13 protein-coding genes are annotated in these 14,123 nt (G+C 37.7%); 7 read left to right on the top strand and 6 right to left on the bottom strand.

Going from position 1 to position 14,123, the window contains the following annotated elements; translation table 11 throughout:
* The first annotated feature begins 152 nt into the window (after positions 1–152).
* The 5 genes from Q0252_RS03990 (at position 153) to Q0252_RS03970 (ending at position 4,375) form a co-directional block, all read left to right on the top strand.
* On the top strand, positions 153–806 hold the full coding sequence (locus Q0252_RS03990) for a CBS domain-containing protein (protein WP_297984042.1): 654 nt from the start codon (positions 153–155) through the stop codon (positions 804–806).
* Positions 807–809: 3 nt separating this feature from the next.
* Positions 810–1,682 (top strand): NAD kinase, encoded by an 873-nt coding sequence (locus Q0252_RS03985; RefSeq protein ID WP_297984040.1) that lies wholly within the window; start codon positions 810–812, stop codon positions 1,680–1,682.
* Positions 1,683–1,787: 105 nt separating this feature from the next.
* Positions 1,788–2,858, top strand: coding sequence for a class II fructose-bisphosphate aldolase (gene fbaA, locus Q0252_RS03980; RefSeq protein ID WP_297984038.1), 1,071 nt, complete (start codon positions 1,788–1,790; stop codon positions 2,856–2,858).
* 81 nt (positions 2,859–2,939) lie between these two features.
* Complete coding sequence (accD, locus tag Q0252_RS03975; protein WP_297984036.1) at positions 2,940–3,791, top strand: acetyl-CoA carboxylase, carboxyltransferase subunit beta; 852 nt, start codon at positions 2,940–2,942, stop codon at positions 3,789–3,791.
* A gap of 53 nt (positions 3,792–3,844) precedes the next feature.
* Positions 3,845–4,375: a hypothetical protein gene (locus tag Q0252_RS03970; RefSeq protein ID WP_297984034.1), complete on the top strand. Its 531-nt coding sequence runs from the start codon at positions 3,845–3,847 to the stop codon at positions 4,373–4,375.
* A gap of 91 nt (positions 4,376–4,466) precedes the next feature.
* On the opposite strand, the gene Q0252_RS03965 is transcribed toward Q0252_RS03970, so the two are convergent.
* Positions 4,467–5,234: a hypothetical protein gene (locus Q0252_RS03965; RefSeq protein WP_297984032.1), complete on the bottom strand. Its 768-nt coding sequence runs from the start codon at positions 5,232–5,234 to the stop codon at positions 4,467–4,469.
* A gap of 114 nt (positions 5,235–5,348) precedes the next feature.
* Positions 5,349–7,475, bottom strand: coding sequence for a translation factor GTPase family protein (locus Q0252_RS03960; protein WP_297984030.1), 2,127 nt, complete (start codon positions 7,473–7,475; stop codon positions 5,349–5,351).
* A gap of 180 nt (positions 7,476–7,655) precedes the next feature.
* On the opposite strand from Q0252_RS03960, the gene Q0252_RS03955 reads away from it, so the two are divergent.
* Positions 7,656–9,059: a nucleoside recognition domain-containing protein gene (locus Q0252_RS03955; protein WP_297984027.1), complete on the top strand. Its 1,404-nt coding sequence runs from the start codon at positions 7,656–7,658 to the stop codon at positions 9,057–9,059.
* 56 nt (positions 9,060–9,115) lie between these two features.
* Positions 9,116–9,496, top strand: a complete 381-nt coding sequence (locus Q0252_RS03950) for a hypothetical protein (protein WP_297984025.1) — start codon at positions 9,116–9,118, stop codon at positions 9,494–9,496.
* Positions 9,497–9,544: 48 nt separating this feature from the next.
* On the opposite strand, the gene Q0252_RS03945 is transcribed toward Q0252_RS03950, so the two are convergent.
* The 4 genes from Q0252_RS03945 to ftsA form a co-directional block, all read right to left on the bottom strand.
* A complete protein-coding gene (locus tag Q0252_RS03945) occupies positions 9,545–9,955 on the bottom strand; it encodes a BrxA/BrxB family bacilliredoxin (RefSeq protein WP_297984023.1) in 411 nt (136 codons plus the stop codon).
* 263 nt (positions 9,956–10,218) lie between these two features.
* Complete coding sequence (locus Q0252_RS03940; protein WP_297984021.1) at positions 10,219–10,665, bottom strand: GatB/YqeY domain-containing protein; 447 nt, start codon at positions 10,663–10,665, stop codon at positions 10,219–10,221.
* A gap of 88 nt (positions 10,666–10,753) precedes the next feature.
* A complete protein-coding gene (gene ftsZ / locus Q0252_RS03935; RefSeq protein WP_297984019.1) occupies positions 10,754–12,634 on the bottom strand; it encodes a cell division protein FtsZ in 1,881 nt (626 codons plus the stop codon).
* Positions 12,635–12,732: 98 nt separating this feature from the next.
* Complete coding sequence (gene ftsA, locus Q0252_RS03930) at positions 12,733–14,103, bottom strand: cell division protein FtsA (protein ID WP_297984017.1); 1,371 nt, start codon at positions 14,101–14,103, stop codon at positions 12,733–12,735.
* Positions 14,104–14,123: the final 20 nt, after the last annotated feature.

Here is a 14,123-nt window from a genome sequence, read left to right as displayed (position 1 = left end):
AAGTGCTGCAGTTTGAAATAAATCTAATAAAAAGTAAAAATGAAAGGCGACAAAGATATATTTTTATTGTTATATAAAGCAATAGTTGTTGTAAAAAAACATAAAAATTTTTAAAATCTTTTGTGGCTAAGTAATTTTTGTAAATTAGCATAATGTTTATAAAAGACTATATTTCCAAAGACTATCCCGCTTTTGGCGTTAGGGATTCTATAGAAGAGGCTTCTGAGGTGGCTAAGGAATTTGGATATTCCCACGTTTTTATTGTGAACAAGGGTGTTTTTCTTGGTGGATTGAGTCAACCATTTTTGGAAGATAGTCCGGAAGGCAATCTGGATTCGCTTAACATCCATTACGAGCGTTTTGCAATTATGGAAGACAGCAGTTTGTTGGATAGCATCAAACTTTTCCACACCTTCAATGCGAATGTAGTTGCTGTGATTTCCAAAGAGGAAAAATATTTGGGTTATATTTCTTGTGACGATATTTTCAATGAGTTTTCCAAATATCCTTTGTTTTCGGAGAATGGAGCGATTTTGACGATTCAAACAACGGGATTGCATTATTCTATGACCGAAATTTCTCAGATTGTAGAAAGTAATAATGGCAAAATCTATGGAACTTTCATCAATGCCATAAAAGATGACAGTGTGGAAATAACCCTCAAAATCAGTAATGAAAATTTAAGTTCTATCGATGAGACTTTTGAACGTTACGGTTATGTGGTGGTGCATAAACATTATGATGACGAGAAAGAAGAACTGTTGAAAGACCGTTTTGGTTTTTTTCAGAAATTTTTAGAAATATAATTGATGAAGGCAGCTATCTATTCTCAAAAAAAAGACCTCGATACGTTTTTGTATCTCAACCGATTCATCTCCGAATTGGCGCTGCGAGAAGTAGCAGTTGTTCTTCACGCAGAAATGGCGGAGAATCTGAATTTTTCCAAAGAATTTGATACATTTTCCGGAAAAGAAGAACTTAAAAGTAAAAATGTGACCATCGTCTTCAGTTTCGGAGGTGATGGAACGATTCTGAATGCGCTGACCTTTATTCAAGACCTTGAGATTCCGATTATTGGCGTCAATACAGGACGACTAGGATTTTTGGCGAATTTCCGAAAAGACCAGATTTTTGATGAATTAGATTCGATTATTCTTGATAAAAACTATAATATCAGCGAACGTTCCGTCATAAAAATTACAACAGACGATAATTCTCAAATTGATTTTCCTTTTGCCTTAAATGATGTCAGCCTTTCCAGAAAAGAAACAACCTCGATGATTACTGTGGAATCTTACATCAATGAAGAATTCCTAAATGTTTTTTGGGGCGACGGATTGATTGTTTCCACACCTACTGGCTCAACTGCTTATTCATTAAGTTGTGGCGGACCGATTATTTCTCCTTCCAATGATAATTTCGTCATTACACCCATTGCGCCTCATAATCTGAATGTCCGTCCACTCATCGTAAAAGACGATTCGAAGATAAAACTAACGGTCAAAAGCCGTGTTCCACAATATACGTTGGCTTTGGATTCAAGACTTTATCACGTAGAAGTCGGCAACGAAATATTGATTGAAAAAGCAGAATTTTCTTTGTTTCTCATCAAACCAAAAAATTTCAGTTTCTACGAAACGATTCGTCAAAAACTGCTTTGGGGGAATGATAAGCGTAATTAAAAACAAAAAATATTATCTATAACATAGGATTTGTAAAAATGAAATTTGAATTGTTAATAATTTCGTAAGTTTACAGTCCAAAAAATCTTAAAAAATATAATAAAAATGAGCAGAAAATTTCCGGCAGGAGTTGCCACTGGTTCTTTAGTAACAGAGATATTTGATTATGCCAAAGAGAAGCAATTTGCACTTCCGGCAGCTAATGTGATTGGTTCTAGTAATATCAACGCAACGTTAGAAACTGCTGCAAAACTTAATGCTCCTGTAATTATCCAGTTCTCAAACGGAGGTTCTATCTTCAATGCTGGAAAAGGATTGAGTAACGACGGTCAAAAAGCAGCAGTTCTAGGAGCTGTTGCTGGTGCAAAACATATCCACACTTTGGCAGAAGCTTATGGAGCCACTGTTATCCTTCATACTGACCATTGTGCTAAGAAATTATTACCTTGGGTTGATGGACTTTTGGATGCAAGTGAAGAATTTTACAAGCAAAACGGAAAGTCTCTTTACTCTTCTCATATGTTAGATTTCTCAGAAGAACCAATTGAAGAAAACCTAGAAGTTTCTGCAAAATACTTCGAGAGAATGAACAAAATGGGAATGACTCTTGAAATCGAATTAGGAGTTACCGGAGGTGAGGAAGATGGTGTTGACAATTCTGATGTGGACAGTTCAAAACTTTACACTCAGCCAGAAGAAGTAGCATACGCTTACGAAATCCTTAAGAAAGTTTCTGACAATTTCACAATTGCAGCAGCTTTCGGAAACGTACACGGTGTTTACAAACCAGGAAACGTAAAATTGACTCCAAAAATTCTTGACAATTCTCAGAAATTTGTTCAGCAAAAATTCGGAACGGGAGACAAGCCTGTGAATTTCGTATTCCACGGTGGATCAGGTTCTACGTTGATGGAAATCCGTGAAGCTATCAGTTACGGTGTTGTAAAAATGAACATCGATACAGATTTACAATTCGGTTATACAGAAGGAATTAGAGATTATATGACAGAAAAATTAGCATATCTTCAATCTCAAATCGGAAATCCTGAAGGCCCGGAATCTCCGAACAAGAAATACTATGACCCGAGAGTTTGGGTAAGAAAAGGAGAAGAAACGTTCATCACAAGGTTGGTGAAAGCGTTTGAAGACCTTAATAACGTCAATACTTTAAAATAATTTTAGTTTTCGAATTCTAAATTTTAGATTTGCAGCTTCAAAAATTCAGAATTCAAAATTCATCAATTAAAATTTTCATCGATGGCATTCGACTGGTTTAAAAGAAAAACAAAAAATATTACCACTTCCACGGACGAGAAAAAAGACGTTCCGAAAGGACTTTGGCACCAAACCCCAACCGGAAAAATTATTGAGCACGAACAACTGAAAGCCAATAATTATGTTTCTCCGGAAGACGGTTTCCACGTAAGAATCGGCAGCAATGAGTTTTACGAAATGCTTTTCGATGGCAATCAGTACAAAGAACTAGATGCAAATGTGGAAAGTATGGATATGCTGAACTTTAAGGACACGAAAAATTACAGTGACCGTTTGAAAGAAGTTACCGCAAAAACCAAACTGAAAGATTCCATCCGTAACGCTGTTGGAAAAGTAAACGGAACCGAAATGGTAATTTCCTGTATGGATTTCGCTTTCATTGGTGGTTCTTTGGGTTCTGTAATGGGCGAAAAAATCAGAAGAGCAGTAGATTATTGTATTGAACATAAACTTCCTTACATGATTATTTGTCAGTCCGGAGGTGCAAGAATGCAGGAAGCTGCATTTTCTTTGATGCAGTTGGCAAAAGTGCAGAGTAAATTAGCGCAACTTGCTGATAACAAACTTTTGTACGTTGCTTATTTGTGCGACCCTACTTTTGGTGGAATCACTGCATCTTTCGCAATGACAGCTGATATTATTATGGCTGAACCTGGAGCTTTGATTGGGTTTGCAGGACCAAGAGTTATTCGTGAGACGATTGGTAAAGATTTGCCAGAAGGCTTCCAAACTTCAGAATTTTTGCAGGAAAAAGGCTTTGTAGATTTCATTGTGAAGAGAACAGAGATTAAGCAAAAAGTTTCGCAAACCGTACAATTGTTGACGAACGCGTAAGAAATTTGTAACAAAATGATAAAAATCTCTCCTAATTAGGGGAGATTTCTTTTATGAGAAACACAGCGCAAATATTTCTTCGGACTTTAGGAAAGTTAAGCTTCAAAAAAATCATGAAATTATTGAGGCTCACTTTGCCACATCCTTTATTTTCGATTCTGAGTTTTTATGCAACGGTAAAAAGTTTCGTTATTGCCAAAAAATATTTCCCGAAAACCAACTCGTCAGACGGAATTGGAAATGCTTACAGACACGCTTTGTGGTGCTGCTTGATTATGATGTATTGCTGTAAGATTTCCTCACCCAAAAAATCTTTGGAATGGTGCAAAAAAATGACAGACATGCACGAAGAACTCTTCCCCAACGAGCCTTTGGAAACAAAGATGGATTTGCACAACAATGAATTTGGGATGAATTTGTTTATGGAAATGCTCGAGGGAATCCACCGTCAGTTTTTCGAAACCAATTTCTTTGTTGATGTTTTATTTGAAAAAACCAAAACCGCAAAAGTTTTGAAATCCGTTGATGAAAATCCTGGAAATGTATTGGTGTACCTTAATCAGGATTCAAAAGATTTATTTTAATAAAACATTAACTTGAAGCATTAAAGTGGCGTTCTGAAAATAAAACAAGCCACTCGAAGAGTGGTTATTTATTGTTTTAAATATTTGAAAATTATTTTACCGCGTTACTTTTCATAAACTCCACCATTTCCGGGATTGATTTCTCCGGAAATTCGTGACCGGCTTCTCTTTCTTCCACAACAAGTTCTTTCACGGATTCTCCTTTGAAGTAAGTTTTGTCACCCTTTACAATTCCTAAATTTGGATTGATTTTCAAACTCTTCTGAACAATCGGAACTGAATTTTTCTGATTGTTGAACGGAACCAAAGGGTCATTTTTGCCCATACTCATCCAAACTGAAATGGGCTTTGCATCGCGAATCACCATTCCACCTTGTGCTGCAACAGAAATAATGGCAGACAACTCTTCCGGCCTTTCTTTCCACAAAACATTTACAAATCTAGCTCCGTTAGAATGACCAACTGCGAAAACATCTGCTGTTTTAAAATTCATCTTTAAATATTTCAAAACCTCATCGAAAAACAAAACATCGCGGTTTTCATTTTGATTAGGAAACATTTGCCAACCGTTCATTTTTCCTTCTTTGTCGATAACGTGACCGCTTGTTCCGGGAATTCCCTGCATGAAAACGACCAATGCTTCGGGATAAAAATTTTGGAGATTCATTTTATTACTTGCGTGTTTTGCGTTTCCACCATGACCGTGAAAAACAAAAACTACAGGTGTGTTTTTTGATGATTTTATTGGTTTATATAAAATGGCTTCTCTTTTTAGGCCTTGAATATTGAATTCCAAAGATTGTTGGGCAAAAACATTATGGAAAATAAAAAGTAAAATTAGTAATGTAAGTTTTCGCATATGGTTAGTTTCATGCTTTGATATTATAAATTTAACATGGTTAAAAGAGATTTTAACAAAAAATTGCCAAAGCAAATCTACTTTGGCAATACTGATATAAATAAAATTAAAAAATTAAGCTTCCACTGCCTCAACAGCATGTTTTTTCACCAATTCCTGCTGAACATTTGCGGGAACCAATTGATAATCTGAAAACTTCATCGAAAATTTTGCTTTTCCTCCCGTAATGGAACGAAGTTGAGAACCGTAATCGTCCAACTCAGCCAATGGAACTTCTGCCATAATTTTTTGATAATGTCCTTCGGAATCCATTCCGGAAATCATCGCGCGACGCGTTTGCAAATCGCCCATTACATCACCGGTAGCATCATCCGGACAAAGAATTTCTACATGATACACCGGTTCCAAAAGCTGCGGTTTTGCATTCTGGAAAGCTTCTTTAAAAGCTCCTGCAGCCGCAAGCTGGAAAGAAATATCATTGGAATCCACACTGTGCATTTTTCCGTCATAAACAGAAACGCGAACATTCTGACACGGACTTCCTGTTAAAGGTCCGTTTTTCAACTGCGACATAATTCCTTTTTTAATCGCACCGATGTAACGGTTATCAATCGCGCCTCCAACAATGCACCAATAAAACGCAAATTTTCCGCCCCAAGGTAAATCCTCGATTTCGTGTTGGCGAATATTTAAACCTTTTGGTTCTTCCATTCCTTCATAATAGTTTTCTACACGCATGTGGATTTCACCGAACTGTCCGGCTCCACCGGATTGTTTTTTGTGTCTGTAATCGGCATCGGCTTTTCCGGTAATCGTTTCTCGATAAGACACTTTCGGGTTTTTCATATTCATTTTTACTCCGAATTCTTTTTCCAAACGCTTTTTTACCAAATCAATATGCAGTTGGCCTTGTCCACCTAAAATCGCTTCGTGAGTATCGTGGTCGATGTCCACTTTCAAAGTTGGGTCTTCTTCTTTGATTTTGTTTAGAGCAGCAAATAATTTTTCCGTTTCGGCAGAACTTTCCGCAGAAACGGCTTTTCTGATACGGCTTTCCGGAAATTCCATCGGGCGGACTTTTCTGTTTAAACCTTTAGTGTTCAGTGTATTATTCGTGTGACCTGATTTCAGTTTTACTGTAACACCCAAATCTCCCGCTTCTAATTGATTCACAGGTGTTCTGTCTTTTCCTTCCGCAACAAAAAGTTGGGAAATTCTTTCAACTTCACCGTTGTTGGCATTGACTAATTCATCGCCCGGTTTTACGGTTCCGGAAAGAACTTTAAAGTATGAAAGTAATCCAACCTGAGGTTCTGAAGCGGTTTTGTAAATAAAAATCGTGGTTTTATCGGCAGAATCATAAGCAACTTCGCTTCCGTCTTCCATCACACGTTTTGGTCGATCCATTGGAGATGGTGCAATATCGTCAATAAAACCCATCAATCTTCCCGAACCCATATCTTTCGCTCCCGAAGTCACAAAAACAGGGAAAAACTGCTGATGAGCCAAAGCAATTGTAATTCCTTTTGCGAGTTCTTCTTCGGAAAGATTGCCTTCTTCGAAATATTTTTCCATTAAACCTTCCTCATTTTCGGCCGCTATTTCCACCAAAGCATTGTGCATTTCGTTGGCTTTTGCCATTTCGCTTTCCGGAATTGGTTTTTTCTCCGGTTTTCCTCCGTCTTTTGGAAATTCATACATCACCATTCTTAAAGCATCTACAATCTGATTAAAATTTTCACCATAGTTTAAAGGATACTGTATTGGAAGTAATTTCGTTCCAAATCTTTCTTTAGCCTGATTAAGAGTCGTTTCAAAATCGGCTTTTGGATGGTCCATTTGGTTGATGACAAAAATCGCTGGAGTTTGATATTTTTCAACATATTCCCAAACGAGTTCGGTTCCAACTTCTACACCGGAAGCCGCATTTAAAACGATTAACGCCGTATCTGCAACTTTAAGGGAAGAAACCACTTCACCTACAAAATCGTCGAAACCCGGCGTATCAATAACATTTATTTTATTGTTTTTCCAGTTCACGAACATTTGATGTGAGAAAATCGTGTTTTCGCGTTCGTGTTCGATATCGGTATTATCACTCACCGTGTTGTGGCCTTCCACAGAACCACGGCGTTTAATGGCCCCTCCTTCGAATAACATGGTTTCTATCAACGTGGTTTTGCCGGAACCGGAATGTCCGAGCATCACCACATTACGTAAATCTTTGGTTTTAGCACTCATAATTATTTGATTTTAAATTATTTTTAAGAAATGTGCTAAAAAAGAAACGTCTTGCGTTAGATTTTTAGGAACTTAAAGTTACAAAAGTTTTATATTGATTTGAAAATATTTTTCGAAGCAAAGTGTATGATATTTAACATTGTTTTCTCAAAAACGTTATTTTTACTCAAATTTTAAAAAATGGTTTTAAGCAGAATCTGGTCGGCGTTTATTATCGTCGCGATTTTGGTAGCAAGTATTAAATATTTGTTTTCCCCGAATTACAAAAGCATTTACAACGATATGGTTGTCGGAAAAGGCGGCGACACGATTGCCGTTGCAACGCAGCCAATTTCTTCCATGAAACCCGTTGTAAGAGATTCGCTTTTGAAATCTGAGAAATTTAATGACGGACATATTCAGTATAAAACCGATTCTTTGAAACAGGATGTTGCAGTTTACAGAGTTCAATCTACTGATGGTGTTATTGGAACTTCAAAAATTGCGGTTGATATTTGTATCGGTTTAGTAGGAATTATGACTTTGTTTATGGGCTTTATGAGTATTGCTGAAAAAGCGGGCGGAATTAATTTGCTTTCAAGAATGATTCAGCCATTTTTCTCCAAATTATTTCCTGAAATTCCTAAAAACCACCCTTCTTTCGGACATATGATGCTGAATTTCAGTGCGAATTTATTAGGTTTGGACAATGCAGCCACACCTTTCGGTCTGAAAGCCATGGAAAGTTTACAGACTTTAAATCCTTCACAGGAAAAAGCGAGCAACGCACAAATTATGTTTCTGTGTCTTCATGCTTCGGGTTTAACGCTGATTCCGGTTTCTATTATCGCGATTCGTGCTTCGATGAAAGCGTCCAATCCGACAGATATTTTTCTTCCTTGTTTAATAGCCACTTTTGCGGCGACAATGGCCGCGATGATTATTGTTTCCATTAAACAGAAAATTAATTTATTTCAACCGGTTGTTTTAGCGTATGTTGGCGGGATTTCTGCCGTGATTGCGGGTTTAGTGGTATTTCTAGTAAGATTAAATCAGGAAGAACTGGGCGAATTTTCAAAAGTGTTGAGTAACGGAATTATTTTGTTGATATTTTTTGCCATTATTCTCGGTGCTTTGTATAAAAAAATTGATGTTTTCGGCTCTTTTATTGAAGGAGCGAAAGAAGGTTTCTGGACTTCCGTAAAAATTATTCCGTATTTAGTAGGGATGTTGATTGCGATTTCTTTGCTAAGAACTTCCGGCGTTTTTGAAGTGATTATCGACGGAATGAAATGGCTCGCTAACGCAGCAAACTTAGACACTAGATTTGTGGACGGACTTCCAACTGCTCTCATCAAACCGCTTTCCGGTTCCGGAGCTCGGGGAATGATGGTCGACACGATGACGACTTTTGGACCGGATTCGTTTCCATCAAGACTCGCAGGAATTCTTCAGGGAAGTTCTGATACTACCTTTTATGTGATTGCTGTTTATTTCGGAGCAATTGGAATTAAAAACACGCGTTACACTGTTGGAGCAATGCTTTTAGCAGATTTAGTGGGAATTATTACTGCGATTATTTTGGCGTATCTTTTCTTTGGTTAAATTTCCTGCAGATTGTCGCAGATTTAAAACATTGAACTTTAAACCTTGAACGGACTATGATACACGATAAAGATTACATTATGCGCATTGTCAAGAATTTTTCGGACATGCTTTCGAAATTAATTCTCGGTAAAAATGAAAGTGACTTAATTGAGCTGCAGCGCACTTTTGATACGCAAATGAACGATGTCTTCAAATTAAATTTTGATAAACTTTCGGAGAAAAGGACCGCTGAAATTTTAGATTTCGTGAATGCAAAAGAAGAATCACATCAAATTGCTTATTTAGAACTTCTCGGAAATTTATTTTATGTAAAAGGTAAAGAGCTCGAAAATTCTGAAATGCTTTTGAAATCAAAAACATTCTACGAAATGTATTTGCAGAGAAGCGGCATATTTTCCATGCCGATTATTTCAAGAATCAACGAATTAAAATAAAAAAACCGTTCAGATTGAACGGTTTTTCTTTTATACTAAAAATTTAGTTTAGCAATATTCTTCGTAAGCAGCCTGTAAATTAGCGGCAATGGCTCCTGCAGGATTTCCTTCGATGTGGTGTCTTTCCAACATGTGAACCAACTCACCATCTTTGAAAAGCGCTACACAAGGTGAACTTGGAGGAAACGGAGCCAAATGTTTTCTCGCTTCTGAAACGGCATCAGTATCAAAACCTGCGAAAACGGTTGTTAAATGGTCCGGTTTTTTGTCGCCTGTCAATGAAAATACAACTCCTGGTCTTGCAGCACCTGCAGCACAACCACAAACGGAATTAATCATCAACAATGTTGTTCCTTCTTTCTTCAAGGCAGCATTTACTTCGTCTGCTGTTGTTAGGTCTTCAAAACCTTTATCTGTAAGCTCAGCCTTCATCGGCATTACTAATTCTTCTGGATACATAATCTTTATTTTGTTTGAAAATTGTTTGACTTTGTTTGATTTCAAATTGCTTTTGCAAATTTAATCAATTAACTGTTTTAATTCTATTGATAAATGTTATTAAAATTATTCCGTTTTTGAATTATGGACAAAATGGCAACAAAAAACCCGCAAACAAAGTTGCGGGCTCCAATCAAATCGATATGCAAAGGTTGAATATCCTTATTAAGGCAGCAGTTTTTAGATAGCAGCAAAACTGTTAACTAATAACCACTAACTGATATCTAGGAAAGTAATTTCTTCGCCATTTCCGAGATGCTTTTTCCGTCACTTTTTCCGGATAAAGCTTTCGATGCAACTCCCATTACTTTTCCTATATCTTTTGCGCCTTCTGCGCCGGTTTCAGCAATAATTTTTTTGAGTTCAGTTTCCAATTCTTCCGGAGACAACTGCGCCGGTAAAAACTTTTCAATTACCTTCATTTGCGCATCTTCCACTTCAGCAAGGTCGGTTCTTCCCTGTGCAGTAAACTGCTCGAAAGAATCTTTACGCTGCTTTATCATGCGCTGAAGAATAGCAATTTCCTGTTCTGCTGAAACTTCGGCTCCTTTGGCTTCGGTTTTCAGCAAAAGAATTTGAGATTTTACGGCTCTTAAAGAATCAAGTGCGGTTTTATCTTTTTCCTTCATCGCTTTCACGATAGCTTCATTGATGGTGGTTTCTAAACTCATGTTCTTAATTTACCAATTGAGCAATGTAACAATTTACCAATCGATGATGGCAATTGTTACATTGGTAGATTATTTCATTGCTATATTATTAATCAACGTCTTTATTCAAAAAGCGGTTTTCGCGGATTTGAATTTTTCCGTCGGTATCAGAAAGAAACGTGTTGATGTTCTGTTCTGAAGCGTTATCGCCTTCAATAGCGATATTTTTTCTTCTGAAAGCCGGAACGGTTTCAAACTGATTTTCATCTTCAAAATTTTGATATCTTGAGTTGAATTCTTTCAGCTTGTTTCTTCTTTCCTGTGCTTTGTTATCTACATTCGCAGTTTTATTGATGAAAGTAAAACCTTCCTGTGTTTCTACTTTTGGCTCTTCTTTTACCGGCTCCTCAATTTTTTGAGCAACTGGCGGAGTTTGAACCGACTGAGTTTGAACTGGTTTTGGTTCTTCAACAAATTTCTGAACCGGTTTTTCTTCAACAACTTCATTTACAACAGGTTGCTGAACTTCCATTTCAATCTCTTCCTCAATCGGTTCGTTTACGAAAAAACTGAACTCGATGGGTTTTTCTTCTGAGAATGATGATTTTTGTGGCTCTTCAACTTTATCTTCAGTTTCGAAAGTGAAAGATTGTGGCTCCAAATCTTCTTCAACTTCTTCGTAAGAGAACAAATCGATTTCCTCTTCTTTTACGTATTTTGGAGTTTCTCTCACTACTTCTTCTTTCGGTTCTTCATAGAATTTTACCTGAGTTTGAGGCTCTTCTTCAACCGTCAGTGTTGTTTCCGTAGTCTTTACTGCAAACTGTGGCTGTACATCATCTTCATCATCTAATCTAAAAAGGCTTTTACCACCGAAGTCCTGAACTTTTTCCTCTGTTCTTTCTACAATAGGTTTGGACCGAAACGGAGATTCTCTCTGAACTGGAGTCTCCTGTGTATCATTTAAAGTGAATTTAATTTTTTCTGTTGGTCCTGAATGTTTGTGGTCGTCTTTTGAGAAACCTGTAGCAATCACCAAAACGCTTACTGCGTCGCCCAGTTCTTCATCAGCTCCAACCCCGAAAATAATATCCGCAGTATGTCCCGCTTCTTTCTGAATGTGGTCCATAATTACGCCGATTTCATCCATGGTAACTTCTTCCGCACCACTTCTAATCAATAGCAATACGTTTTTCGCTCCGGTAATTTTGTTGTCGTTCAACAATGGAGAATCCAATGCTTTTTTCACGGCTTCTTCTGCTTTGTTTTCGCCGGAAGCTATTCCGTTCGACATTAACGCTGTACCTGAATTCTGAAGAACAGACTTCGCATCACGGAAGTCGATATTAACATCGAAATAACCTGTAATTACTTCTGCCATACCTTTTGCAGCGTTTGTTAAAACCTCATCGGCTTTAGAGAATCCGGATTTGAAACCAAGATTTCCAAACTGCTGTCTCAATTTATCATTGTTGATAACGATAAGGGAATCAACGTTGTTTCTTAATTTTTCAAGACCTAAATCTGCCTGTTCCAAACGTCTTTTTCCTTCAAAACTGAACGGAACTGTAACGATTCCCACGGTAAGGATTCCCATGTCTTTTGCCACTTTTGCAATAACAGGAGCGGCTCCGGTTCCGGTTCCACCTCCCATTCCTGCAGTGATGAAGACCATTTTGGTATTCTGTCCCATTGCAGCTTTAATTTCTTCGATGCTTTCGATAGCCGCTTTTTCGCCCACTTCCGGGTCTGCTCCTGCTCCAAGACCTTCCGTAATAGAAACGCCTAACTGAACTTTATTAGAAACAGGGTTGTTGTCCAAAGTTTGTGCATCTGTGTTGCAGATAACGAAATCCACACCGTGAATTCCCTTTTCGTACATATGCTTCAGCGCGTTGTTTCCACCGCCACCAACACCGATAACTTTTATAATTGATGAATTTCCTTTTGGTAAATCAAACTGAAATCCTTGTGTGCTAAAACCTTCCATAATTGTATGATTGATTGTTATTTAAATAAATTTTTCTTTTTGATAACTGATGCGATAACAGACAAAATTCTTCATCAATTATCATTTCAAAATGTGTTTTACTCTACTTCTTCAAAGAATTTTTTTACTTTTTCCATCAAAGACTGTCCGAACGTTGGTTTCGTTCTTCTTCTTTCTACTGCTTCAGCAATAATTTGTTCTTCAACTGCTGTTGTTTCTAAAGGAGCTTCAGTGGTTGTTTCCACTTTTGCTGCTGCAACCGGTTGCTGAACTTCCAATTCTTCCTGTGCAGGATAATTCTTTTTGTCTCTGATTTTCAAACTTTCCATCAATAAGCCAATGGAAGTAGCGAATTCCGGACCTTTTAAGTATTGGTTTTTGTCATTCGCTACATATTCATTCGCAAAACCGATTCTGCTGTCGAAACCTGTCATGTAATTCGCCAGCTGACGAAGGTGTTTCAGGTTTGAACCACCACCCGTTAAAACGATTCCTGCAATTAGTTTTTTCTTCTGTTCGAAAGCGCCGTAAGCTTTCAGTTCTGTATTTACCATTTCCAAAATCTCTTCCACTCTCGCGTTGATAATCTGCGCCAAAGTTTTCAAAGAAATTTCTTTATCCGGTCTTCCGTGAAGTCCAGGAATCGTAACAAAAGTGCTGTCTTTCTCCAAATCCGGAACTGCAGAACCGAATTTTACTTTCAGCTGTTCTGCATGTTTTTCGATAATAGAACATCCTTCTTTGATGTCTTCCGTAATAATTCCGCCTCCGTAAGGAATGACGCAAGTATGACGGATAATATTGTCCTTGAAAATCGCAATATCCGTAGTACCACCACCAATATCTACGATGGCAACTCCCGCTTCTTTTTCTTCTTTTGTTAAAACAGCTTCAGATGATGCAAGCGGTTCCAGTGTTAACGCTTCCATTTCCAAACCTGCTTCGCGAACGCATCTTGCAATGTTTCGGATACTTCCCATTTGTCCTACAACAACGTGGAAATTAGCCTCTAATCTTTTGCCGTGCATTCCGACAGGTTCCTGAATTTCTCCTTCAGAATCTACTTTGTATTCCTGCGGAAGAACATGAATAATTTCTTCGCCCGGAAGCATCACCAACTTCTTCACCTGGTCTTTCAGGATTTCGATGTCGTCTTCTGTGATGTATTTATCCGGATTTTCTCTCATGATATAATCCGAATGCTGCAAAGAACGGATGTGTTTCCCTGCAATTCCCACTGTTACTTTTGTAATAGGAACATTCGCGCTTTTTTGCGCTTCTTCCACAGCGGTTTTAATTGAACTGATGGTTTGTGAAATATTGTTCACAATACCTTTGTGTACGCCAAGACTTTTCGCCTTTCCTACGCCGAGGATTTCGATTTTTCCGTGAGCGTTGCGGCGGCCAACAATCGCAACAATCTTTGTTGTCCCGATGTCGAGTCCTACTGAATACTCTAGATTTTCCATTTGTATGTCGATTTGATTTT

Source organism: uncultured Chryseobacterium sp., from assembly GCF_936933875.1.
GTDB lineage: Bacteria > Bacteroidota > Bacteroidia > Flavobacteriales > Weeksellaceae > CAKZIK01.
This window is presented reverse-complemented; position numbering and strand designations above follow the sequence as displayed.

Coding starts and splice junctions, on each gene's coding strand:
- Q0252_RS03990 (WP_297984042.1), top strand. CDS start 153: ATGTTTATAAAAGACTATATTTCCAAAGACTATCCCGCTTTTGGCGTT.
- Q0252_RS03985 (WP_297984040.1), top strand. CDS start 810: ATGAAGGCAGCTATCTATTCTCAAAAAAAAGACCTCGATACGTTTTTG.
- fbaA (WP_297984038.1), top strand. CDS start 1,788: ATGAGCAGAAAATTTCCGGCAGGAGTTGCCACTGGTTCTTTAGTAACA.
- accD (WP_297984036.1), top strand. CDS start 2,940: ATGGCATTCGACTGGTTTAAAAGAAAAACAAAAAATATTACCACTTCC.
- Q0252_RS03970 (WP_297984034.1), top strand. CDS start 3,845: ATGAGAAACACAGCGCAAATATTTCTTCGGACTTTAGGAAAGTTAAGC.
- Q0252_RS03965 (WP_297984032.1), bottom strand. CDS start 5,234: ATGCGAAAACTTACATTACTAATTTTACTTTTTATTTTCCATAATGTT.
- Q0252_RS03960 (WP_297984030.1), bottom strand. CDS start 7,475: ATGAGTGCTAAAACCAAAGATTTACGTAATGTGGTGATGCTCGGACAT.
- Q0252_RS03955 (WP_297984027.1), top strand. CDS start 7,656: ATGGTTTTAAGCAGAATCTGGTCGGCGTTTATTATCGTCGCGATTTTG.
- Q0252_RS03950 (WP_297984025.1), top strand. CDS start 9,116: ATGATACACGATAAAGATTACATTATGCGCATTGTCAAGAATTTTTCG.
- Q0252_RS03945 (WP_297984023.1), bottom strand. CDS start 9,955: ATGTATCCAGAAGAATTAGTAATGCCGATGAAGGCTGAGCTTACAGAT.
- Q0252_RS03940 (WP_297984021.1), bottom strand. CDS start 10,665: ATGAGTTTAGAAACCACCATCAATGAAGCTATCGTGAAAGCGATGAAG.
- ftsZ (WP_297984019.1), bottom strand. CDS start 12,634: ATGGAAGGTTTTAGCACACAAGGATTTCAGTTTGATTTACCAAAAGGA.
- ftsA (WP_297984017.1), bottom strand. CDS start 14,103: ATGGAAAATCTAGAGTATTCAGTAGGACTCGACATCGGGACAACAAAG.